The sequence below is a fragment of the Allokutzneria albata genome (assembly GCF_900103775.1).
GTDB classification, from domain to species: Bacteria; Actinomycetota; Actinomycetes; order Mycobacteriales; family Pseudonocardiaceae; genus Allokutzneria; species Allokutzneria albata.
Genome location: NZ_LT629701.1, coordinates 573,198 through 596,436 on the forward strand (window position 1 = coordinate 573,198; position 23,239 = coordinate 596,436).

21 protein-coding genes are annotated in these 23,239 nt (G+C 69.6%); 6 read left to right on the plus strand and 15 right to left on the minus strand.

What is annotated here, in order from left to right; all coding sequences use genetic code 11:
• Positions 1-51 precede the first annotated feature (51 nt).
• The 7 genes from BLT28_RS02690 to BLT28_RS02720 form a co-directional block, all read right to left on the minus strand.
• Positions 52-2,337, minus strand: coding sequence for a glycosyl hydrolase family 95 catalytic domain-containing protein (locus tag BLT28_RS02690; RefSeq protein WP_030433628.1), 2,286 nt, complete (start codon positions 2,335-2,337; stop codon positions 52-54).
• 162 nt (positions 2,338-2,499) lie between these two features.
• A complete protein-coding gene (locus BLT28_RS02695) occupies positions 2,500-3,486 on the minus strand; it encodes a malate dehydrogenase (protein ID WP_030433629.1) in 987 nt (328 codons plus the stop codon).
• A 97-nt stretch (positions 3,487-3,583) separates the two neighbouring features.
• Complete coding sequence (locus BLT28_RS02700) at positions 3,584-4,597, minus strand: MBL fold metallo-hydrolase (protein WP_030433630.1); 1,014 nt, start codon at positions 4,595-4,597, stop codon at positions 3,584-3,586.
• Positions 4,598-4,630: 33 nt separating this feature from the next.
• Entirely contained in the window at positions 4,631-6,388 is a 1,758-nt protein-coding gene (locus BLT28_RS02705) for a glycosyltransferase family 39 protein (RefSeq protein ID WP_156051849.1), read from the minus strand.
• Between the two features lie 13 nt (positions 6,389-6,401).
• On the minus strand, positions 6,402-7,607 hold the full coding sequence (locus BLT28_RS02710) for a bifunctional glycosyltransferase family 2/GtrA family protein (protein WP_030433632.1): 1,206 nt from the start codon (positions 7,605-7,607) through the stop codon (positions 6,402-6,404).
• Between the two features lie 65 nt (positions 7,608-7,672).
• Entirely contained in the window at positions 7,673-9,451 is a 1,779-nt protein-coding gene (locus tag BLT28_RS02715; RefSeq protein WP_030433633.1) for an ArnT family glycosyltransferase, read from the minus strand.
• Between the two features lie 66 nt (positions 9,452-9,517).
• Positions 9,518-10,171, minus strand: a complete 654-nt coding sequence (locus tag BLT28_RS02720) for a maleylpyruvate isomerase N-terminal domain-containing protein (RefSeq protein WP_197683958.1) — start codon at positions 10,169-10,171, stop codon at positions 9,518-9,520.
• 76 nt (positions 10,172-10,247) lie between these two features.
• Here BLT28_RS02720 and BLT28_RS39655 point away from each other — a divergent pair, with 76 nt between their 5' ends.
• The gene (locus BLT28_RS39655; protein WP_156051852.1) at positions 10,248-10,625 is read left to right on the plus strand and encodes a hypothetical protein; all 378 of its coding nucleotides are present in this window, start codon (positions 10,248-10,250) and stop codon (positions 10,623-10,625) included.
• Between the two features lie 40 nt (positions 10,626-10,665).
• On the opposite strand, the gene BLT28_RS02730 is transcribed toward BLT28_RS39655, so the two are convergent.
• Positions 10,666-12,159 carry a sensor histidine kinase gene (locus tag BLT28_RS02730; RefSeq protein WP_030433636.1) on the minus strand — a complete coding sequence of 498 codons (1,494 nt, stop codon included), beginning with the start codon at positions 12,157-12,159 and terminating at the stop codon, positions 10,666-10,668.
• Positions 12,137-12,877: a response regulator transcription factor gene (locus BLT28_RS02735; protein ID WP_030433637.1), complete on the minus strand. Its 741-nt coding sequence runs from the start codon at positions 12,875-12,877 to the stop codon at positions 12,137-12,139. The genes BLT28_RS02730 and BLT28_RS02735 overlap by 23 nt, the downstream gene beginning before the upstream one ends.
• 162 nt (positions 12,878-13,039) lie before the next feature.
• Here BLT28_RS02735 and BLT28_RS02740 point away from each other — a divergent pair, with 162 nt between their 5' ends.
• The 4 genes from BLT28_RS02740 (at position 13,040) to BLT28_RS02755 (ending at position 16,871) form a co-directional block, all read left to right on the plus strand.
• The gene (locus BLT28_RS02740; RefSeq protein WP_052408232.1) at positions 13,040-13,603 is read left to right on the plus strand and encodes a hypothetical protein; all 564 of its coding nucleotides are present in this window, start codon (positions 13,040-13,042) and stop codon (positions 13,601-13,603) included.
• A 376-nt stretch (positions 13,604-13,979) separates the two neighbouring features.
• The gene (locus tag BLT28_RS02745; RefSeq protein WP_172806494.1) at positions 13,980-15,302 is read left to right on the plus strand and encodes an HNH endonuclease signature motif containing protein; all 1,323 of its coding nucleotides are present in this window, start codon (positions 13,980-13,982) and stop codon (positions 15,300-15,302) included.
• 79 nt (positions 15,303-15,381) lie between these two features.
• A complete protein-coding gene (locus BLT28_RS02750; protein ID WP_030433411.1) occupies positions 15,382-16,179 on the plus strand; it encodes a CoA transferase subunit A in 798 nt (265 codons plus the stop codon).
• Positions 16,176-16,871 (plus strand): CoA-transferase subunit beta, encoded by a 696-nt coding sequence (locus tag BLT28_RS02755; protein WP_030433412.1) that lies wholly within the window; start codon positions 16,176-16,178, stop codon positions 16,869-16,871. Before BLT28_RS02750 ends, BLT28_RS02755 begins: the two co-directional genes overlap by 4 nt.
• Here the strand turns inward: BLT28_RS02755 and BLT28_RS02760 are convergent.
• Genes BLT28_RS02760 through BLT28_RS02785 form a run of 6 tightly spaced genes read right to left on the minus strand, consistent with a single transcriptional unit; the run spans position 16,842 to position 22,811 of the window.
• Positions 16,842-17,438: a 1,2-dihydroxy-3-keto-5-methylthiopentene dioxygenase gene (locus BLT28_RS02760; RefSeq protein ID WP_030433413.1), complete on the minus strand. Its 597-nt coding sequence runs from the start codon at positions 17,436-17,438 to the stop codon at positions 16,842-16,844. The genes BLT28_RS02755 and BLT28_RS02760 overlap by 30 nt on opposite strands.
• Complete coding sequence (gene mtnB, locus BLT28_RS02765) at positions 17,435-18,043, minus strand: methylthioribulose 1-phosphate dehydratase (protein ID WP_030433414.1); 609 nt, start codon at positions 18,041-18,043, stop codon at positions 17,435-17,437. The genes BLT28_RS02760 and mtnB overlap by 4 nt, the downstream gene beginning before the upstream one ends.
• The gene (gene mtnC, locus BLT28_RS02770; protein ID WP_030433415.1) at positions 18,043-18,750 is read right to left on the minus strand and encodes an acireductone synthase; all 708 of its coding nucleotides are present in this window, start codon (positions 18,748-18,750) and stop codon (positions 18,043-18,045) included. The genes mtnB and mtnC overlap by 1 nt, the downstream gene beginning before the upstream one ends.
• Positions 18,747-19,733, minus strand: coding sequence for a translation initiation factor eIF-2B alpha/beta/delta subunit family protein (locus tag BLT28_RS02775; RefSeq protein ID WP_030433416.1), 987 nt, complete (start codon positions 19,731-19,733; stop codon positions 18,747-18,749). Before BLT28_RS02775 ends, mtnC begins: the two co-directional genes overlap by 4 nt.
• Positions 19,733-20,944: an acyl-CoA dehydrogenase family protein gene (locus BLT28_RS02780; RefSeq protein WP_052408184.1), complete on the minus strand. Its 1,212-nt coding sequence runs from the start codon at positions 20,942-20,944 to the stop codon at positions 19,733-19,735. Before BLT28_RS02780 ends, BLT28_RS02775 begins: the two co-directional genes overlap by 1 nt.
• 19 nt (positions 20,945-20,963) lie before the next feature.
• Entirely contained in the window at positions 20,964-22,811 is a 1,848-nt protein-coding gene (locus BLT28_RS02785; RefSeq protein ID WP_030433418.1) for an acyl-CoA dehydrogenase family protein, read from the minus strand.
• A 180-nt stretch (positions 22,812-22,991) separates the two neighbouring features.
• Here BLT28_RS02785 and BLT28_RS02790 point away from each other — a divergent pair, with 180 nt between their 5' ends.
• A complete protein-coding gene (locus tag BLT28_RS02790) occupies positions 22,992-23,228 on the plus strand; it encodes a hypothetical protein (protein WP_030433419.1) in 237 nt (78 codons plus the stop codon).
• Positions 23,229-23,239 lie beyond the last annotated feature (11 nt).

Genomic DNA, 23,239 nt, shown 5'->3' on the forward strand with positions numbered 1-23,239 from the left:
CGAACCCCGCGCAGGGGGTTGGGGGTGCTTGAAGACCGGCGTACCCGAGGGTTACGGCAGGCCCCACGGCGGGGGCGGCGCGGTGGGCGAGGGCACGTCGCGCGGCGCCAGGGCCGGCCTGGTGCCACGGCGGGTGATCAGCGCGGACTCGCCCCGGCGCAGGCGGATCGAGATCCGGTTCGGTGAGACCTGCCGCCACGGCACGGGACGACCTCGGCCGTCTCGGACGTCGATCTCCCCGGGGACACCGTGTTGCAGCACCAGGGGTTCGCCTGCCTCGCTGTGCACGCGGACCCACTCCGTGCTGCCGTTGCGGCGCGAAGCGTCGACGAGGAACGCGCCCTGCGTGCGCAGCGACTCCACCGACGCGTCCTGCCACGTCTTCGACACCGACGGGAAGACCTTCACGACGCCGTCGCCGCTCTGGATCAGCATGTCCAGCACCGACTGCGCCGCGGTCAGCGGGCTCTCGATGGCCAGGTTCGAGCCCTCGCGGTACATCGTGTTCGGCGTCAGCTGGGTCTCGTGCACGATCGAGCCGTCCAGGAAGCCCATCAGGTTCGCCAGCGCCTCGTCGGGCGAGTCCATCAGCGAACACATCGTCGAGGCCGCCGCGAAGCTGTAGCCGTGCCAGTTCACCCGCAGGCTCGACCAGTGGTCGTAGCTGGTCCGCATCAGCGCTCGGTCGGCGGGGCGTTCCCACTGGTACTCGCGCAGCGGGTAGAGCCACAGCAGGTGGGAGAAGTGGCGGTGGGACTCGGCGAGCGGTACCCCGTCACCGATGATCACGCCCTGCGCGGTGCGGTGGTAGGGCACCAGGGTGGCCAGGATGTCGCGCCACACCGGCAGGCGGGGATCGTTGATGCGCAAGCGAAGCGCCGTGTCGATCAACGTGCTGCAACCCCACCTGATCAGCGACAGGTCGTAGGTGCAGTCCGCCGCATCGGCGTACTCCGGGGACCGCGTCAGCGGCAGGTGGAGGTATCCGTCGGAGCCCTTGACGAGGAAGTGGCGGTAGAAGTTGACCGCCTTGGCCAGGATCGGGAACAGCACGTCGCGCAGCACGCGCTCGTCCATGCTGTGCCGGTAGGCCAGCCAGACGTTGTGCAGGCCCCAGATCAGGTTGCCGGTCTGGTCGGTCTTCGTGCCCGTGCCCGGGATGCCCACCGACCGCGTTCCGCCGGGCCGGAGCGTGCGGTCGCCGGGGTGCGACAGCGCGTAGGTGTCACCGTCGCGGTAGGCGGGCGGCACCGACTGTTCGAGATTGCGGTGGTAGCGCCGGAAGGTCGGCGTGACCGCGTCCAGCTCCGGGTGGTTGGAGCCGTTGACCATCGGATAGGCGACCTGCACGTTGAGGTTCCACCACACCGCGGTCCAGCTGTTGCCGACCTCGGGGAACCACGGGCCCCACTCCGCCAGCACGGGCGCGTTCTCCCGCGTCGCCGCGGCCATCTTGTAGAGCTGGATCCAGTAGAACCGCTGCACCAGCTTGTCCGGGACGGAGACGAAACTCTTGCGGTAGTAGCGGTTCCACCACCTCCGGTGCGCCGCGACCAGCACGTCCGGGCTCAGCGCCAGCGTGTGCCGGACCGTCCGCAGCGCCTCCTCACGACCGGTGGAGTCCGGGTAGCCGTAGGCGATCGTCGCGACGAGCAGGCGCCGCGTGCCCGCGCGCTTCTCCTGCCACGCCGTGGTGTAGCCGCCACCCGCGTGCATGGTCTGCTCGACGAAACCGGCTCCGATCGTGGGGTCGGGGTTTCCGGTGTAGTCGGTGGGCACGCGGACCTTGCGGGTGGTGTGCGAGGGCAGCGGGGTGAAGCCCCAGGCCGCCGACTCCTCGCCTGCCGTGGTGGTCAGCGACACCAGCAGCACGTCGCGGTCGTTGTGCACGAGCGCGGTGAAGGTCAGCCCGCCGCGGGTGGTGGTGATCGTCCCGGTCAGCTCGGCGTTCCACAGGTCCAGCCGCCAGTCCACCGCGGTGATCGCGCCCGCGGTGGTCAGGGTGAGGAAACCGATCGGGAGCCGGGACAGTCCGATGCCCGCCTCCCACTGCACGCGCTGGTCCTGCACGTGGCCGTGGCTGAGCATGACCTTGAGGACGTTGTCGGCCGCGGCGCGGTAGAGCTGGGCGCCGAGGAAGCCGTTGCCAAGGAACGGGCCGTTCTGCCAGCTGTCGGGGAGCCTGCGCCAGCGCATCGCAGCGTCGGCCGCGGTGCGCTCGTAGGTGTCGGCGCCGGTGCCGGCGCCGGTCTGTGGAGCCGCCCACGCCACCGGCGAGGCGACGACCGCCAGTGCGGCGGATGCACCCAGGAAGGTCCTTCTGGAGAGAGCCGTCATTCGCCCCTGTCCTCACTGCGTCGTGCGGCGGCGGGGCGAAACATACGATGTCTGGTCGCCAAAAGCGAGAGAACCTGGTGAATTTTCCGCCATTCATCCGATGTATAGGGCACAAAAAAGACCCCCGGTCACCCATGACCGGGGGTCTTCGTGGAGCGAGGATCAGATCAGGCCGAGCTGCTTGACGGCGTCGCGCTCCTCGATGAGCTCCTGGACCGAGGCGTCGATGCGCTCGCGGGAGAACTCGCCGATCTCCAGGCCCTGGACGATCTCGTAGCGGCCGTTGCGGGAGACCACCGGGAACGAGGAGATCAGGCCCTCGGGCACGCCGTAGGAGCCGTCGGAGACCACCGCGGCGGAGGTCCAGTCACCCTCCGGGGTGCCGTTGACCCAGTCGTAGACGTGGTCGATGGCCGCGTTCGCCGCCGACGCCGCCGAGGACGCGCCGCGCGCCTCGATGATCGCCGCGCCGCGCTTGGCCACGGTCGGGATGAAGGTGTCCTTCAGCCACTCCTGCTCGACCTGCTCGGCGGCGACCTTGCCGCCGACCTCGGCGTTGAACAGGTCGGGGTACTGGGTCGCGGAGTGGTTGCCCCAGATGGTCAGCTTCTTGATGTCGGTGACCGCCACGCCGAGCTTGGCCGACAGCTGCGACAGCGCGCGGTTGTGGTCCAGGCGGGTCATCGCGGTGAAGCGCTCGGCGGGCACGTCCGGGGCGTGCGCCTGCGCGATGAGGGCGTTGGTGTTGGCGGGGTTGCCGACGACCAGCACGCGCACGTCGTCCGCGGCACCGGCGTTGATCGCCTCGCCCTGCGGCTTGAAGATGCCGCCGTTGGCCGCGAGCAGGTCGCCGCGCTCCATGCCCTTGGTGCGCGGGCGGGCGCCGACGAGCAGGGCGACGTTGGTGCCGTCGAAGGCCTTCTTGGCGTCGTCGGTGATGTCGATGCCCTTGAGCAGCGGGAAGGCGCAGTCGTCCAGCTCCATGGCGGTGCCCTCCGCGGCCTTCACGGCCTGGGGGATCTCCAGCAGGCGCAGCTTGACCGGGGTGTCCGCGCCGAGCAGCTGCCCGGAGGCGATGCGGAACAGCAGGGCGTAGCCGATCTGACCGGCCGCTCCGGTAACGGTGACGTTGACGGGAGCTTGGGTCATGACGATCTCCTCGGTGAGAATGGTTGTCGAGCGTGGGGTTGCCAACCCGGCGATGCTATCCATTCGCGTTCGCCCGGCGGTCGGACGGGGGCGCACGTCACAGCAGTCCGTAGTGGACGACGCCGTCCAGGGTCTCCGACCGCGCCCGGCCCCGCAGGACGAGCAGGTCCAGGTGGGCGCCGGTCTCCATGACCGCGAGCATCTGGTTGAACACGTCCAGCTCGTCGAGGTGCCGCTCCCGCCGGGTCCAGCCGATCAACCGCGCGACCTCATAGGCGTTTGCCGCACCCGCGGTCAGGGCCGCCGCGATCGCGTCCAGCCGCCGCTCGTGGTGGTCGAGCAGTTCGTCCACCCGCTCGTGCGTGCTCTCCGACACCGAGCCGTGCGCGGGCAGCAGCCGGAGGTCGGGCATGGCGCGCACGGTCTTCAGCGATCCCAGGTAGTCGCGCAGCGGCTGTTCGGGCAGCTTCGCCTCGAAGCCGATCGACGGCGTGATGTGCGGCAGCACGTGGTCACCGGCGAAGAGCAACCCGGCGGTCTCGTCGACGAAGACCACGTGCCCCTGCGTGTGGCCGGGCGTCTCGACGACGCGGAGGGTGCGGTCGGTGAGGCGGATCTCCTGGCCCTCGCTGAGCCATTCGTCCGGCTCCTCCCACACCCCCGGCTCCGGTGTCACCTCGATCGCCTTGCCGATCCGGTCGACCACCACCTTCGCGCCGCAGCTGAGGAGCTTGTCCGCGTACTGCCGCAGCGGTTTCCCGGCGAGCAGTTCGCCGGACAGCGACGGTTGCTCGCCGATGCCCAGTGCGACGCGGTTGCCGAACTCGCGGCGCAGCGCCACCGCCTGCGTGTAGTGGTCCCGGTGGATGTGGGTGACCAGGAACCGGGAGATGTCCCTGAGATCGCGGTCCAGGTGGTGCAGCGCGGCGGTCAGGGCCTCGCGGCTCTCCCGAAGCGCCCAGCCGGAGTCGATCAGCACCAGCCGGTCGCCGTCCTCGATCGCGTAGACGTTCACCGCGTGCAGCGCGTCGTGCGGAAGTGGCAGCGGGATGCGGTGCACTCCCGCCGCCACCTCGACCGGTCCCGGGTCAGCCCACTCGGTGCGCGCCATGCCCCGAGCCTAACCAAGCAATTGCTTGGTTAGCTAGGTCAGCTTGTAGACCGTGAAGTCGCCGTAGCTGACCGGCGCGTAGTTCTCCTGCACCCACGTGGCGATCTCGCTGTTGCCGCCCGGCCCCATGCCGCCGCTGATGTAGTAGCCGACCTGGCCCTGCGCGACATAGGACTTGAACTCGTCCAAGCTCGGCGCCGGGTCACGGCCGCTGAAGCCGCCGATGGCGATCACCGGTCGGCCGCTCGCCAGCTGCAGGCCGCCCGCGCCCTGTGCGCCGCTCGACGCCGCGGCCCACTTCGTCGTGGTCGCCTTCAACAGCTCGACGAGCTTGGCGTTGGTCTCCGGCTCCCGGCCCTCCTGCGCGCGCGGGCCGGACATGGGGATCGAGCCCATGTGCGGCACACTCGCGGTGACTGCCGCGAAAACCGCGGTGCTGCTCAGCCCGCCGACCAGCGTCACCGCGAGCAGGACCGCGCTGAGCCTGCGGACGCCGATCAGAACGCCTGTCGCCGCGACCACGGTGAGCCCGAACGCGGCCCAGCCGAGGTAGGTGTACCAGGAACCGCTGCGGCTCAGCAGGACCGCCCCCCACACGCTGGTGGAGACGATCATCAGCGCGAGGACGACGCGGGCCGAGGTGTTCTTGCGCCCCAACCACAACTGGCGTCCGGCGATGGCCACCAGCGCACCGATCGCGGGGGCGAGTGCGACGGTGTAGTACGGGTGCACGATGCCGCTCATGAAGCTGAACACCAAGCCCGACACCGCGAGCCAGCCGCCCCACAGGATCAACGCCGCACGAGTGCGGTCGGTGCGCGGGGCCCTGCGGGTGAACCACAGCCCGGCGACGAGCCCGATCAACGCGGCGGGCAGCAGCCAGGAGATCTCCGCGCCCATGCTGTCGCCGAACAGCCGCGTGATCCCGGTTTCCCCGCCGAAGCCGAGGTTGCCGCTGCCGCCCATCATGACGCGCTCGTCACCGCCACCGCCGCCGGAGGGAGCGCCACCGCCGCCGAAGATGCGCGACAAACCGTTGTAGCCCAAGGCGAGTTCGAGCGCGCTGTTCGTGGTGGAACCGCCGATGTAGGGCCGATCAGCGGCGGGCCACAGCTCGACCAGCGCGATGTACCAACCCGCCGAGACGACCACGGCGCCGAGCGCGCCGAAGAGCTGCGCGATGCGCTTGCCCAGCCCGGTAGGCGCGGCGATCAGGTAGACCAGCCCGAACGCGGGCAGGACCAGGAAAGCCTGGAGCATCTTGGTGAGGAAGCCGAAGCCGATCGCGGTGCCGCACAACAACAACCACCGCGTGCTCCCGTTCTCCAGCGCCCGCGTCAGGCAGTAGCCGCCCGCGACCAGCAGCAGCACGAGCAGCGCGTCGGGGTTGTTGAAGCGGAACATGATCGCGGCGACCGGGGTGAGCGCGAGGACCGCACCCGCGAGCAACCCGGCGCCGGCGCCGAACCAGCGCCGCACCGTCGCGTAGAGCAATGCGACCGAGGCGACCCCTGCCAACGCCTGGGGCACCAGCATGCTCCACGAGGAGAACCCGAACAGCCGCGCGGACAAACCCATCAACCACAACGATGCCGGTGGTTTGTCCACGGTGACGACGTTGCCCGCGTCCAAGGACCCGAACAGCCACGCCTTCCAGCTCTGCGTCGCGGCCTGCACCGCCGCCGAGTAGTAGGAGTTGGCGTACTCGGACGAGCCGAGGTCCCACAGGTACAGCAGTGCCGTCCCCAGCAACAGCGCGCACAGTGACAGGCGCTGGCGAGTGGTGGTCATCAAGTCTCCTCGATCAGGCGTTCCGGGCGCGGAACACCCAGTGGCGCAACAACAGGAAGCGAAGAACGGTGGCGATCAGGTTGGCCAGCACGAGCACGCCGAGCTCGACCAGCCGTGGCGGCGCGGTCATCGCGTGCAGGACGGCGAGCGACCCGCTGGTCAGGGCGAGGCCCAGGACGAAGGCGACCAGTCCCTGGAGGTGGTGCCGGGTCGCGCCTTCGCGGCCCCGGACGCCGAAGGTGAAGCGCCGGTTCGCGGCGGTGTTGGCGATGGCCGTGACGAGCAGGGCGACCAGGTTGGCCGCCTGCGCGCCGATCCCGCCGCGCAGCCAGGTGTAGAGCGCCAGGTAGGCCACGGTGCTCGCGATGCCGACCGCGGCGAAGCGCACAGCCTGACTCGCCAGCTTCGGTGGGAAGCCCGGCAGCGGGTCGCGGCCCATCCCGCTGATTTTGAGTGAGCCGGACGCCAGGCCCTTCGCCAGCCGCGCGACGCCCTTGAGATCGGCGATCGCGGTGGCGACGATGTCCACGCGGCTGTCCGGGTCGTCCACCCAGTCCACCGGGACCTCGTGGATGCGCAGTCCTGCCTGCTGCGCGAGCACCAGCAGCTCGGTGTCGAAGAACCAGCCGGTGTCCTCCACCAGCGGCAGCAGGCGATCGGCGACATCCTTGCGGATGGCCTTGAAACCGCACTGGGCGTCGGAGAACCGGGCGGCGAGCGCGCCGCGCAGGATCAGGTTGTAGCACCGGGAGATGAACTCGCGCTTCGGTCCCCGCACCACCCGCGCGCCGCGGGCCAGCCGGGTGCCGATCGCGACGTCGGAGTGCCCGGAGATCAGCGGCGCGATCAACGGCAGCAGCGCGGCGAGGTCGGTGGACAGGTCGACGTCCATGTAGGCGAGCACGGGGGAATCGGACTCCGACCACACCCGCCGCAGCGCGCGGCCCCGGCCCTTCTCGGGCAGGTGCACGACGGTCACCTCCGGCAGCTCCGCGGCGAGCCCGGTGGCGATGGCCAGGGTCGCGTCGGTGCTGGCGTTGTCGGCGACGGTGATCCGGAAGGAGTAGGGCAGGTTCTCGGTGAGGTGCGCGTGCAGGCGCCGCACGCACGCTCCGAGGTCGGCTTCCTCGTTGTAGACCGGCACCACCACGTCGAGCAGCGGCGTCCGGCTTCTGGGGTCGATCGGGGCAGGGGAGCCCTTGGCGATGGTGGTGGTCATGTGATCGACGGTGCTGGCGCGGACTGTGCCGTCGTTGTGGCGTCCCTGTGCGCCGCCTGTGAGCATCACGACGTGAGGTCGTAGACGGTCACACCATCCACAGTGGACGGTGTGAAGCTTGCGGCAACCCACTCCGCGATGCGACGCGACTCGTCGCTCCCGCTCTCGGCCTCCATGCCCGCCCCGCCGAGGAAGTAGTGTATCTGTCCATTTCGGACGTACTGCTGGAACTGGGCGAGCGTTGGCGCGGGATCGGTGCCGTTGAACCCGCCGACGGCCAACACGGGAGTCCTTGAGGCCAACTGGAATCCCGCCGCGCTGTTCGAACCGACCGCGGCAGCCGTCCAGGTGTACTTCTCGGCCTGCGCCTGCAACAGCCCGGTGATCTCCGGTCCTGGAGTGCCGGCGTTGAGCAGGCTTCCCATCGCCCTGTTGTTGCCGTTCGGGCCGAACATGACCATGGTGCCGCCCGTGCTTCTCCCCGGGCCCGCGGAAGGCAGCGCTCCGCTGTGCGGGGCCGCGGCGGTGGCCACGGAGTAGGCGGTCGGCGCGGCGAGGACTCCGACGAGTCCGGCGACGATCGCACCGCGCACGAAGTTCTGCGGCAGGTGTCCGGCGAACAGCAGCAGCACAGCAGCTCCCAGGCCGACCACCGCGATGGCGATGGACAGCGCGAACATGCTGCTGCTCAACAGGAACGCCGACCACATCGCGGTTCCGCCGACCGCGAGGAACAGCGCGACCGAGCCACCGCGCTCGCGTTCTCGCCAGGCGACGGCAGAGCCCATGCCGACCAGCGCGGCGATCGCCGGGGCCAGCGCGACGGTGTAGTAGGAGTGGATGATCCCGTTCATGTAGCTGAAAACCAGGCCGGTCACCACGAGCCAGCCGCCCCACAACACGAAGACCGGACGCTCTCGCTTGGCGGCGTACAGGCCGAAGGCGAACAGGATCAACGCCGCGGGGAGCAACCAGGCGATCTGCCCGGCCATCTCGCCGCCGAACAACCTGCCGAGCCCGGTCGAGTCGAACCCGCCGCCGCCGACCTTGCCGACCTCGTCACCGGTGAGGCGGCCAAAACCGTTGTAGCCCAAGGTGAGTTCGAGGACGCTGTTGGTCTGCGAGCCGCCGATGTAGGGGCGTGCCGACGCGGGCACCAGCTCGACGACCAGCACCCACCAGCCGCCGGCGACGACCATGGCGGCTCCGGCGGCGAAGAGCTGCGCGACGCGCTTGATCGTGGGTTCGGCGATCAGGTAGGCGAGCGCCAACGCGGGCAGCACGAGCAACGCCTGGAGCATCTTGGTGAGGAACGCGAAGCCGATCGAGCTGCCGCACAGCACCATCCACCGCGTGCGGCCGTCCTCGACGGCTCGGGTGATGAAGTACGCGGCGGCGATGAGCAACAGCACGAGCAGTGCGTCCGGGTTGTTGAACCGGAACATCAACACCGCGACCGGCGTGAGCGCGAGGACGGCTCCGCTGAGCAGCGCGGCGCCCGCCGGGAACCACCGGCGCACGGTCGCGTAGAGCAGCCACACCGATGCGACGCCGAGAAGTGCTTGCGGGACGAGGACACTCCACGAGCTGAGGCCGAAAAGGCGTACCGACAAGCCCATCAGCCACAGTGACGCGGGAGGCTTGTCCACGGTGATGCCGTTGGCGGCGTCGGTGGAGCCGAAGAACCACGCGGTCCAGCTCTCACCCCCGGCCTGGGCGGCGGCGGAGTAGTACGCGTTCGCCCACCCGGAGTCGCCGAGCGCCCAGAGGTAGAGCAGGGCGGAGGCTCCGAGCAGGGTGATCAGGGCAGGGCGTTCCCAGGAACGGGCTACAGCTGTGGCCATGCCGCCAGCTTCGGGGCGCCGACTGTGGCCGTCGTGTGCGTTCCCTGTGCGCCCGCTGTGCGCGGATCAGGAGAAGAGGGGGAAGGCATCGCCCAGGATCGACCGCTCCTCCGGGGTGAGCGGCGCCCGGCCCGTCGCGGCGCGCGCGTAGTGGGCGTCATCCCACGGCAGCGGAACCGGTCGGCCGAGGAGGCCGTCGAGGGTGGCCCGGACCTCGGCAAGGCCCGCCCCGGACGGAGGCGGAGCGTCCGGCAGGTCGAGGTGGTGGATCGTCACCTCCACCGCCAGGGTCTTCATCAAGTCGCCTGCGGTGAGCACATGTCCTTGTGTGGCAACAGTTTGTTGCGGGTCGGTGTGCTCGGCGGCGTGAAGGGCGGCGGCTGCTGTCTCCAGGTGGAGATCGCGCAGTTGTTCGAAGTGCAGGAACATCCCGGCCACGGTTCGGTTGAACCTCCGGCCGTTCGCCGCGCCGACTTTGCCTTCGTCCGAGTCCTGACTCCAGTCCGACCAGTAGGTCACCGCGTCGCGGTCCGGCTGGGCGTCGGTCGGCGAGTGCAGTGCGACGAGCGCGCGCTGTGCGTCGCCGAGGCAGTGGTAGACCAGGTCGCGCACTGCCCAGCCCGTGCACGCGGTCGGTGCCCACGAGCGTTCGTCGTCCACGTTCCGCACGACGGCCGCGAAGGCTTCGTAGGACTCTCGCATCACTTGGGCGGGCTGCACGTTACCCCCTGTTCCCCGTAGCCCCCTGTTTCATGCATGATTCGCGACGGATGCCCTTTCTTGAAAGGAAATGAGAATGCTTCGTCGTATTGGCGCGGTTGTCGCGATCGCAGCGGTTGGTGCGCTCCTGCCTGTGGGAGTGGCTTCTGCCGACCAGACCGGGGACTGCCGCGCGAGTGCGTCCATCCCCGTCTACAAGGGCGGTCGGATCCATGCGACCGCGAGCGTGAACTGCAACAAGGCGCATGCCGATCTGAAGGTGCGGGCCTGGGTCGTGCGCGACGGCTCGCTCAAGACTCCCGCTGACAAGGTCTGCAGGGGGGCCAGGACGTGCTCGGTGACGGCGAGCGAACCGAATTCCGCAGGCAACCAGAAGTGGTGCACCGTCGCGCGCGCCTTCAATTTCGGCCCGGGGTACGCGCGGGATGAGAAATGTGAGTACGGTGATTTTTAGCGGCGTCGTGAAGGACATTCCGGTTCGGGTGTGATCCGCGCTACTCGTGCAGGGGCAGGTGAACCGTCAGCGTGGTGTCACCGGGCTGACTCGACAGTTCGACGCGGCCGTGGTGCGCGGTGACCACAGCGGAGACGATCGCCAGCCCGAGGCCCGTGCTGCCCGCAGCGCGCGACCGTGAGGTGTCTCCCCGGGCGAAGCGCTCGAACACCTCGGGCTGCAGCTCCGCCGGGATGCCGGGGCCGTTGTCGTGCACGCTCAGCACGGCATGCCCGGCCGAGGTCCGCAGCGACGTGGTCACCACCGTGCCCGGCGAGGTGTGGGTGCGCGCGTTGGTGAGCAGGTTCGTCACCACCTGGTGCAGCTGAGCGGCGTCGCCGGTCACCACAGTGATTTCCTCGGGGGGAAGCTCCAGCACCCAGCGGTGCTCCTGGCCCGCCACCTGCGCGTCCGCGACAGCGTCGGCGACCAGGCGGGTCAGGTCCACCGGTCCGTGCACCGCAGGGCGGTCGGAATCCAGGCGCGCCAACAACAACAGCTCCTCGACCAGCGCCGTCATCCTGGTCGACTCCGACTCGATGCGGCCCATCGCGTACGCCACGTCCGGCGGCACCTCGTCGGTGCCGCGGCGGGTCAGCTCCGAGTAGCCGCGGATCGACGCCAGCGGAGTGCGCAGTTCGTGGCTGGCGTCCGCGACGAACTGGCGGACGCGGCTCTCACTGGCCTGGCGTGCGGCGAGGGCGTCGGCGACGTGGCTGAGCATGTGGTTGAGCGCCGCCCCGACCTGACCGACCTCCGTGTTCGGGTTGGTGTCGCGGTCCGGCACGCGCACCGACAGCGCCACCTCACCGCGGTTGAGCGGCAGTTCCGCGACGCGGCGGGCCGTGGTGGCGACCCGGTCCAGCGGGCGCAGCGTGCGCCGGATGACCCAGGCGCCGACCAGGCTCGCGATGAGCAGCCCCGCCACCGCGACCCCGCCGATGATCAGCGCGAGCCGCAGCAGCGTCTGGTCCACCTGGGACAGCGGGATGGCGGTGACCCTGGTGCCGAAGGCTCCCTCGCTGGCCTGGGCCCGGAACCGGCCGAGGTCGCCGAGGTTGACCGTGTGCTGCCTGCCGTCGACCCGCAGCCCGGTCAGCGGGGCGAGCGCCTCGGGCGGGACATCGCGCTCCGCCGCCTGGGACTCGTGGACGCCCAGCTGCTTGGCCCGGATGAACCGGTCGTTGACGATCTCCGCGTAGATGGTGCCGACGGGATTGCCTGGGAGGAAGTGCATCACCATCGTGGGCCCGTCGCGTGAGGGGCGCGGAGGCCGGAGAGGGGGTCGCTGGGCGTCCGCAGCGAGCTGGCGGTCGAGCTGGTTCATCAGGAAGCCGCCCAGCGCGACCTCGGTGACCACGCCGACCAGCAGCAGCACCAGCGCGAGCAGCGCGGCGACCTGAACGACGAGCTTGCGGCGCAAGGACCAGTCCGCCGTCGAGAAGTCGAACAGGCGGTGCCAGCCGCGGCGCTCAGCGGGCCGGCTTGAGGACATACCCGGCGCCGCGCATCGTGTGGATCATCGGTTCCCGCCCCGCGTCGATCTTCTTGCGCAGGTAGGAGATGTAGAGCTCGACGATGTTGGCCTGGCCGCCGAAGTCGTAGCTCCACACCCGGTCCAGGATCTGCGCCTTGCTCAGCACCCGCTTGGGGTTGCGCATCAGGTAGCGCAGCAGCTCGAACTCGGTCGCGGTCAGCTCGATCTGCGCGCCCGCCCGGCTCACCTCGCGGCTGTCCTCGTCCAGCACCAGGTCGCCCACGACCAGCTGCGACCCGTCCGCAGCCTTGGCCACCCGCGTCCGGCGCAGCAGTGCGCGCAGCCGCAACACGACCTCCTCCAGGCTGAACGGCTTCGTCACGTAGTCGTCCCCGCCCGCGGTGAGCCCGGCTATCCGGTCGGCGACCCCGTCCTTCGCGGTGAGGAACAGCACCGGCAGCTCCGGCGTCTCCGCCCGCATCCGCGACAGCACCTCCAGCCCGCCGAGATCGGGCAGCATGATGTCCAGCACCACCACGTCCGGCCGGAACTCCCGCGCCAGGCGCACCGCCGTCATGCCGTCGCCCGCGCTGCGGACCTCCCAGCCCTCGTAGCGCAGCGCCATCGAGACCAGCTCGGCCAGGCTCGCCTCGTCGTCGACGACGAGCACGCGCACCGGCTGCCCGTCCGCGCGGCGGAGGTCGGAGCGGGACGTCTCAGCGTTCACCGTGGCCATGCTCCTCACCATCGCGCGCGGGGTTGTGCCGAAGCTGTGCGGTTCCTGTGTAGCAGCTGTGCGTCCGCGGCACAGCTCGTCCCCATCGTCCGCACAGGTCGCACACAGCCACGTCCACCACGGTGGAGGAAGCAAAGATCCACCACAGGGAGGACCCCGTCCATGAACCCCGAACCCACCAGCGCCAAGCCCGCCGAGCACGCTCCGGCCCAGGACGCGGGCTGGGGCGGCCCCCAACCGGAACCGAGCCGCACCTGGTCGGCCCGCAAGACCGCGATCGCCGCCGCGATCGCCGTCGGCATCGCCGCCGCGGGCGGGGTCACCATCTACGCCATGGGCGGCGAGACCCCCGCCGCGCAAGGCCCCGGCGGCATGGGCGGACGCGGTCCGATGATCATGGGTCCCGGCGGCCCGATGGCGATCGGCCCGATGCGCGAGGCGCTGCACGGCGAGTTCGTCGTCTCCGACGGCAAGGGCGGGTACAAGACCGAGCGCACCCAGACCGGATCGGTGACCGAGGTCAGCGCCACGTCGATCACGGCGAAGAGCGCGGACGGCTTCACGCAGGTGTACACGATCGACGCCGCGACGGTGGTCAGCGGAGGTTCGGCGAAGATCGACAGCGTGAAGACGGGGGCGTCGGTGACGATCACCGCGGACACCGCGAACAAGGCTTTGTCCATTGTGGATGGTGCTGGGGGGAGGGGTGGGAGGCGGGGGAACTGAGGTTCGTGGACTGGGGTTCGCGGGCTGGGGTTCGTGGGCTGGGGTTCCTGGGCGCGCTGTTTCCAACGGGGGGTTGGCTTGTTCCGCGGGGCGGCTGTTTCCGCGGGGCGGCTGTTTCCAGCGGGGGCGGCTGGTTCCCAGCCTGGGGTCGGCTGTTTCCGCGGGGCGGCTGGTTCCAGTGTGGGGGCGGCTGGTTCCCAGCGTGGGGTCGGCTTGACCTGGGGCCCCTTGCGCGTGCCCGTGGGCCTTTCGGGGGCACGGGATGAAACTCCGGCCCTCGCGATAAGCGTATGGCACGCGCACCCCAGGTAAAGCCTCGATTCCGTTTACGGCTTGCGTTTGCAGGAACCTGGCTTTGTCCACAATGGACTCTACCATGAAAACTGTTGTCGCACCTGGGAATTCATCCTCTCGGGATTCGATGTCGATCTTTCATTTTGAGACAATGGAAGAGAGTCGGAAGGGGGTGAACGTGGTGAATCCCAAGGCATTGATCCACTTGATGAAACGCCATCTCGCGCAGGCCGATGACTACAAGGCCACCGGTGACGGACTGGTGGAGCGGATGAAGGACTGGGAGACGGTGGCGGCGTTGGTTCTTGCTGCTGCCACTGATACCGCGACCGAGGCGGAGTCCCAGGGCCTGCACACCGCGCACAGCTGTAAGAACCTCGCGGTGCTGTTGCGGTCGAAGGTGAAGCTGGAACCTGCCGAGGCGCAGCGGCGTGCCCGGTTGGTGCATGAACTTCCTGCGTTGCCCGCGACGCGGGAGCGGATGTATGCGGGGGAGATCAGTGGCAGGCATGCGCTGGTGATCGCCGATGCGGTCAACCGCATCCCGTCTGAGCGCAAGGATGAAGCTGAGCAGTACTTGGCGCGGGTGGCGTCGACGATGCATTCGCGTGATCTGATGCTCGCGGGTAAGTACTTGCGCAGTGTCCTCGACCCGGATGGCACCTTCCGGGATGAGCAGGAAGCGGTGGCTCGCCGTGAGTTGCGGATGGCCAGCGATCAGGACGGGTCGCTGCACCTCAAGGGCGTCTTCCCGTTGATCGCCGGACAGAAGATCAAGGCTGTGCTGGATGCGTTGGCCAAACCCCGCACGGTGGATGGGGAGAAGGATCCGCGGACGGCGGGGCAGCGGTATGCCGATGCGTTCGAGGAAGTGATCGACCTGGCCATGGCGACCGGGGATCTCCCCGAGACCGGAGGACGACGCCCCACCGTGGTGGTGACGATGGACTTCGAGAGACTCCTGGCGATGCTGGGCAGCGGCAGCACGGCTACCGGCGACGCGGTGTCGGCGGGGTTGGTGCGGCAGATGTGCTGCGACGCCGGGATCCTCCCCACCGTCCTGGGCGGCGACAGTGAACCTCTGGATCTGGGTCGGGAACGACGGACCGCTTCGGTCGCCCAGCGCAAGGCATTGGCGGTGCGGGACAAGGGGTGTGCGTTCCCGGGCTGTGATCGGCCACCGGGGTGGACGGAAGCACACCACGTGTGGCATTGGATCGACGGCGGACCCACCGACCTCGACAACCTCGTCCTGCTCTGCGTGCATCACCACCACGTCATGCACGAGCAGGAATGGAGGATCGTCTTCGAGCACGGGATACCGAGCTTCATCCCGCCGCGGTGGATCGACACCGAGCAGAAACCGCTGCGCAACATCAGAGTGGACTACCCGCTCGCGCTCTAGGGCGAGCCATATCCCGGACGTACGGGAGGCGAGGCCGGAAGTATTGGACGACGGCGGGCGGGGGCGGCAAGGTGGTGGTGTGCGAGAGATCGGACTGGCCGAAGCCGTCGCGGAACTGGTGCGGGACGGGGACTCCGTCGCGCTGGAGGGGTTCACCCACCTGATCCCGGTGGCCGCGGCGCACGAGATCATCCGGCAGCGGCGGCGGGAGCTGACGTTGATCAGGATGACGCCGGACCTCGTCTACGACCAGTTGATCGGGATGGGGTGTGCGCGGAAACTCGTCTTCTCCTGGGGAGGCAATCCCGGGGTGGGGTCGTTGCACAGGTTCCGGGACGCGATCGAGCACGGGTACCCGCATCCGCTGGAGATCGAGGAACACAGCCACGCGGGCATGGCCAACCGGTACGTCGCGGGAGCTTCGGGGTTGCCGTTCGCGGTGTTGCGCGGCTACCTGGGCACGGACCTGGCGAAGGTGACCCCGACGATCAGGACGGTGCGCTGTCCGTTCACCGGCGAGGAGCTGGCGGCGGTGCCCGCCCTCAACCCCGATGTCGCGATTGTGCATGCGCAGCAAGCGGATCGGCGTGGGAACGTGGCGTTCTGGGGGATCACCGGAGTGCAGAAGGAAGTCGTGCTCGCGGCGAAGAAAGCGTTGGTCACGGTGGAGGAGATCGTCGACGAGATCGAGCCGCACCACGGGCAGGTGGTCCTGCCCTCGATCGCGGTGGACGCGGTGGTGAAGGTGGAGCGCGGAGCCTACCCGTCGTACGCGCACGGGTACTACGAGCGGGACAACGACTTCTACCGGGCGTGGGACGCGATCAGCCGGGACCGCGACGCGTTCGCCGCATGGATGCAGGAGCACGTGGGATGACGGCGACGACGGACGAGATCATGACGGTGGCGGCGGCACGGGAGCTGCGCGACGGCGTCTTGTGTTTTGTCGGCATCGGATTGCCCAGCGCCGCGGCGAACCTGGCGAGGGCGACGCACGCACCGAACTGCACGCTGATCTACGAGTCCGGCACGATCGGGGCGAAGCCGACGCGGCTGCCACTGTCCATCGGGGACGGTGAGCTGGCGGACACGGCGGACGCGTTGGTGTCGGTGCCGGAGATCTTCAACTACTGGTTGCAGGCGGGGCGCGTGGACGTGGGATTCCTCGGCGCGGCGCAGATCGACCGGTTCGGCAACCTGAACACGACCGTGGTGGGGGACTACGCCGACCCGAAGGTCCGCCTTCCCGGGGCCGGGGGAGCGCCGGAGATCGCGGCCTCGGCGAAGGAAGTGATCATGGTGCTGCGGCACAGCACGCGCGCGTTCGTGGAGAAGCTGTCCTTCGTCACGTCGGTGGTCAAGGGGCCGCGGGTGGTGCTGACGGACCTGGGCGTGCTGCGGCCCGACGAGACGGGAGAACTCGTCCTCGTCGCGGTGCACCCGAACGTGGCGGTGGAGCAAGCGAAAGCCGCGACGGGCTGGGACCTCCGGGTGGCGGCCGACGTCACGGTGACGGAGCCGCCGACCGAGGAGGAACTGTCAGTCCTGCGCGCGCTGCACGCCGCGTGACGCCGCGAGGGTGTCGTAGTCCGGGAAAAGCGACGCGATCGGGCTGCCGGTGAAGTTGCCGACCCAACCGTCGTCATCGTGGAAGAACCGCACCGACACGTAGTCCGGCCGGGTGCCCATGTCGAACCAGTGCGTGGTGTTCGCGGGAACGCTGAGCAGGTCGCCCGCCTCGCACAGCACCGCGTACACCCGGTCGCCCACGTGCAGGTAGAACACGCCGGAGCCGCGGGCGAAGAAGCGGTCCTCGTCATCGTCGTGGGTGTGCTCGGCGAGGAACTTCTTCCGCGCGGCGGCGGCGTTCTCCCGCCACTCCTGGTCGTCCGACGGCGTCATGTGCATGGCGTCGACGAGCACGTAGCCCTCGGCCTCGATCACCCGGTCGACGTTGTCCCGGTACGCGGCAAGGACTTCCTCGGAAGTCGGCGTCGGCGGCAGGCCGTCGACGACCTCCCACCGCTCGAACCGCACACCGAGCCGCTTCAGCTCGGACTGGATCTCCGCGCCGTCCTCGGTGCGCAGCAGCACCGTGCCGGGGTCGTTGTCCGGCCAGACCGTCAGCAGCGTCATCGCTCACTCTCCACCTTGAAGCGCAGCAACCATTCCAGGCACTCCGCACGGTGCCGCGCCTGGAGCAGGTCCGCACCCCACACGTACAGCCCGTGCCGCGCGACGATCAGCGCGGGCGTGTCGGCGCGGAAGGACTTCTCGAACGCGTCGCCGAGCACCCGCATGTCCTGCCCGTTCGGCACGACGGGGATCGTCACCAGGTCATCGTGCGCCGCGCGCCCGAAGCCTTTCAACATCTCCAGGTCGATCAGCTCGACACCGCCCGGCCACCGCTCCGCCGCGAGCACGGACGCCATGACGTGCACGTGCACCACGGCTGCTGCGCCGGACACGGCGGCGATCCGGCCGTGCAGCCTGGCCTCGGCCGAGGGCACCTTCTCCGGGTGCGGCTGATCGGGGACCGCGACGCCGTCCGCGTCGACCACCACGACGTCGTCCTCGGTCAGCTCGCCCTTGTCCAAGCCGCTGGTGGTGACCGCCAACCGCAACGGCTCATCGCGCAGCCGCACGGAAAGGTTGCCGGACGTGCCGCGCATCCAGCCGAGCGCCGCGTACCGCGCGGACTCCGCGGCCAGCGCCCGCCCCGCCTCGCGCAGCCCTTCCATCAGGAGATCTCCACGTCGGTCAGGGAGTCCACCGCGGGGTGCGGCGAGAAGTCGGCGTCGGCGAACGGTTCGCCGGGACGGGCCAGTCCGACGGTCTGCCAACCGGCCTCGGCGGCGGCGTGCAGTTCGGCCGGGACGTCGGAGAGGAAGACCGTTTCTTCCGGCACAGCGCGCAGGGCGGACGCGATCGCCTTGTACGACGGAGCTTCCCGCTTCGGGCCTGCGTTGACGGTGTCGAAGTGCGCGGTGAACAGGTCGCGGAGGTCACCGTCCGTGGTGCGCGAGAAGAACGCGATCTGCCCCGGCACCGAGCCCGAGGAGAACACCGCCAGGGTCAGGCCCGCCGCGTGCCACTCGCGCAGCCGCTTCGCCACGTCCGGGAAGAACTCCGCGGTCAGGTCGCCGACCGCGTACCCGCGCTGCCAGATCAAGCCCTGCAGGGTCTTCAGCGGCGCGATCTTCTGGTCGGCGTCCATCCACCCGTGCAGCACCGCGACCAGCTCGTCGGTCGTCGCGGACTCGGACAGCCCGCCCAGCGAACGGATCTGTGCGACCGCATCGGCCACCACCGCGTCGTCGGCGTGCTCGTCGATCCACGGGCCGAGCCGGGGGCGGGCGTAGTCGTAGAGCGTGACGTGCACCTGGCTGGTGGGCGTCAGCGTGCCCTCGATGTCCACGACGACCCACCGGGCGGTCAACGAGATCACTGGTTCCGTTCTCCTTCTGCGTAGTACTCGTGGACATCAGCCGGGGCGAACGCGCCCCGGTCGGTCACGACCGTGGTGACCAGGCGAGGGGGAGTGATGTCGAACGCCGGGTAGAGACCCCGCACTCCAGGGACCTCGCCGGAACCCAGCACCGCCAGCACTTCCTCGGGATCTCGGTACTCGATCGGCACGGCTTCGGCGCTCGGCGCGTCCTGGTCCGGGGCTTGCACCAGCGCGTGGAACGGCACACCGAACGCCTGCGCCGCCGAGGCCAGGCCGAGCGTGCCGACCTTGTTGATCACGTGACCGTCCATGGTGACCCGGTCCGCGGCGGTCACCAAGGCGTCCACCCGCCCGTCCGCGATCACCGCGGCGCCCATCCCGTCGGTGACGAGGGTGGTGTCCACGCCCATCTCCGCGAGGGTCGGCGCGGTCAGCCTGGCACCCTGGAGGTAGGGGCGGGTCTCGGTGCAGGTGAAGCTGAACTCCTTGCCCGCCTTGCGAAGCGCCACCACCAGCTCGATGAGGTAGATGTCCGCCCAGCAGTGGGTCAGCACCCGCGCGCCGTCCGGCACCAGCCGGGCCGCCGCCTCGGCCAGCGCCCGGCTGCGCGCGCGGTACAGCTCGTCGCCCGCCTCGGCCGCGGCCAGCACCCCGGCTTCTGATCTGTCCGAAGAGGACAGTACACAGTGGACAGCCTTGCGCAGGTGGTTGTTGGTGCGCCTGGTGTCGACGAGCAGCTGCCCGGCTGCTTCCAGGTCCTCACCGGCGCGCGCGGCCAGCACCATGCCGTAGAGCGCCGCGAAGTACGGGCCGGAGGACTGGGTGACCATGTCCTTGATCGCCCGCGCGACCTCGGCGACGGTCTCGCAGCGCACCCACTCGCGCTCCAGGGGCAGCTTGCGCCGATCGAGGATCAGCACGGCGTCCGCGGTGAGGCGGACGCTGTGTGCGATTTCAGGGGCGCCGATCTCCGGATGCATCAGCTGTAACCCGTGATCGGCGGCAGTTCGCCGGCCAGCAGGTGCGCGCCCAGCTCGCGGGCCTTGTAGCTCACCGGATCGTGCAGCGTGATCGTGCGGGCGTTGCGCCAGAAGCGGTCGAAGCCGTACTTGGACGCGGTCGCCCGCGCGCCGACGAACTCGAAGATCTTCGACGTGACCTCGTTGACCACCCTGGTGGACACGACCTTCGCGGAGGAGATCGTCAGCGCCGCCGCCGCGCGCAGCTCCGGGGTCAGCTCGGGTTCGGCCGCCGCCGCGTAGAGCATGGCGCTGGCGTGATCGGCCATCAGCCCGGCCGCCTCGGTGGACGCGACCAGCTCGCCGTAGCCGACCAGCACGTACAGGTCGTCGGTCGCCTTCTCCGCGCCGGAGAGGAACCACGGGCGGGACATCGTCCGCGTGTACTCGGCGGCCTGCGCCAGCGCGCCCTCCGCGATGCCGACGTGCAGCTGCGAGAGCACCGCCTGGAACGCGATCTGCGCCAGCGACAGGCGCAGCGCCGCCGGAGTCTCCTCGTTCTCCTTGCCCGGGTGGACGCCGAGCACGTCGTCCGCCGCGACCGGGGCGTCGGTGAACAGCACGCCGCCGCTCTCGGTGAGGCGCTGGCCGATGTTGTCCCAGTCGCCCAGGTACCGCACGCCGTTCGCGCGGGCGTCCATGGTGAAGGTCAGCTTCTCGCCGGTGTCGGTCCTGGTCCCGCTCACCACGAGCCGGTCAGCGATGCTCGCCCCGGTCGCGAACGTCTTGCGCCCGTTGACCAGGAAACCGTCCTCGGTCGGGGTCAGCTCCAGCGCGGCGTCCAGCGGGTTGGCGACACCGCCCCAGAACCACTGGTTCGCCGCGGTCTCCCGCCGCAACCGCGTCGCCTGGTCCTGGTCGAAGAGTTCAGAACGCCAGACGTGCAGGTAGTGGTAACCGATCAGGTGCCCGATGGACGCGTCGGCGGCGGTGATGATCCTGGTGACCTCGTCGGCGGTCGACGGGTCACCGTCGCCGCCGCCCAGCTCCGCCGGGATGAAGGCGGTGAGCAGGCCGGAGGACCGCAGCAGCTCGATCTCGCGCTCGGGCGCTGCGTTGCCCCGGTCCCGCTCGGGGGCGTCCTCGCGGAGCTTGGCCGCGACCTCCTCGGCGACGGATGTCCACACTGTGCTTGCTCTCGCCTCCACGGAGGAGATTATGTCGGCGGCCATGGGCAGTACTTTGCCAGCTCTACCGCTGCGCGATGGGCGCTGTGATCCACTCCATGGGAACACCGAAGGCCTCGACCAGTTCGCCGGCGCGTGGCCGCAGCTCGGCGCACAGGCGGTTGACCGCGCTGGTGACCGACTTCGCACGCGCCGGGGTGAGCCTGCCGTGCCCGAGGAACCACGCCAGGTCGGCCTCGATGTTCGCCAGTACGTGCAGGTCGCACACCTGATCCAGCAGTTCGGCCGTGGCCGCGTCGGGGCAGCGCTCGATCGCCGCGACGAACGCCTCCAGCACGATGCGGTCCACGTGCGTCCGCGCCGCGCGCAACACGTGGTCCTGCGCGTTGTTGAACACCTCGAACGCGTCGCCTTCGCCCGCCTTGCGCAGCCTCCGGACCAGGCCGTCGAGCACGTGCTCCTCCCGGTCAGTGAACAGCTTCAGCTGCCACGTGCGGTCGTGCAGGTCGCCGCCGAGCAAGGCCCGGACCGGGGTGCGCTCGATGACCGCGCCGACGAGCTGAGTGGCCACGAACCGCGCCATCCCCAGCGCGTCAAGATCGCCCAGGTGGTCCCGGTAGCCCGTGAGCAGGCCCTTCGCCACGAGCTGGAGCAGCACGGTGTTGTCGCCCTCGAACGTGGTGAACACGTCCGTGTCGGCCTTGAGCTGCGGCAGCTCGTTCTCGGCCAGGTAGCCCGCGCCGCCGCACGCCTCCCGGCACTCCTGGATCGTCCGCGTCGCGTGCCATGTGGCCACCGCTTTCAAGCCCGCTGCGTGTGACTCCAGTTCACGCTTGCGCTGGTCGTTGTCACTGTCACCGCCGAAAACCTCGTGCAGCTCGGTCACCAGCTCTTCCTGGGCGAAGGTCAGCGCGTACGTGGTCGCCAGCGCGGGCAGCAGCCGCCGTTGGTGGGCCAGGTAGTCCAGGATCGGGACCTCGGTGCCGTCGGGCCTGGCGAACTGCCTGCGGCTCTCACCGTGGCGGATCGCGATCGTCAGCGCCTTCTTCGTCGCGCTGAGCGCACCGCCCGCGACGCTGATCCGGCCGCGCACGAGGGTGCCGAGCATCGTGAAGAACCGCTTGTTCGCGCCCTCGACGGGACTGGAGTAGGTGCCGTCCTCGGCCACGTGGCCGTAGCGGTCCAGCAGCGCTTCGCGCGGCACGCGCACGTGGTCGAAGGACAGGCGCCCGTTGTCCACGCCGTTGAGCCCGGCCTTCTCACCGCAGTCCTCGATGGTCACGCCGGGGCGGGGCGAGCCGTCCTGCTCACGGATCGGCACGAGCAGCGCGTGCACACCGTGCCGATCGCCGCTGGTGACCAGTTGCGCGAACACGACCGCCATCCGGCCGTCGCGCGCCGCGTTGCCGATGTAGTCCTTGCGCGCGGAGGGGTCTGGCGTGTGCACGACGAACTCACCGGTGTCCGGGTCGTAGGTCGCCGTCGTGTTCAGGTGCTGGACATCGGAGCCGTGGCCGGATTCGGTCATCGCGAAGCAGCCGAGGAGGTCCAGCTCGACGATCTCGCGGAGGTAGCGCTCGTGCTGCTGCCCGGTGCCCAGAGCCTGCACCGCGCCGCCGAACAGGCCCCACTGCACACCGGCCTTGACCATCAGCGAGAGATCGCCGAAGCCGAGCATCTCGAAAGCGACGACCGAACCGCCGAAGTCGCCGTCCCCGCCGTGGCGCACGGGAAACCCGACACCGGAATGCCCGGCCGAGGCGAGCACCCGGAGCTGGCGCAGGACGTGGTCGCGGTGCCGTTCGCGGTCCACGCCGGGAGGGGGCGCTTCGAGGACGCCGAGTCGCTTGCGGGTGCGTTCGCGCAGATCGGCCCATCTGCCGTCGAGCAGCGTTCGGAGCACGTTGTCCATGCCGCAAGAGCTTGCCCGCAGACCGGCCGTTTCGCAGCCTAGCCCGTCGCGTTTTCATCCGGTTATCGCCGCGGCGGTGACTAAACGAGATCACGACGATATCCGGTCGAAAATACGAGTTGATAACTTTTCGGCTCGTACACCGCGCCGGCGGACGGCGCTCGAGGCGAGGAGACGGTTGTGCCTCAGGAGGGCAACGAGAGCACGCGCCTGGCCCTGGCGCTCCTGGCGGGCGCGGCCGCGGTATGGGGTGCCGAACGACTGCTGCGCATTCGCCGCCAGCGGCTGAGCGTCCTTGCCGAGTACGACCGGATGCGGGCGTGCGCCGATGAGCGCGAAAACGCCCTCCGCGCCGAGCTGAGCCAGGTGAACCGGCGGGTTGCCGAGATCCAACGGTTGCTGGAACAGCCAGTGTGAGCGACGCGGAT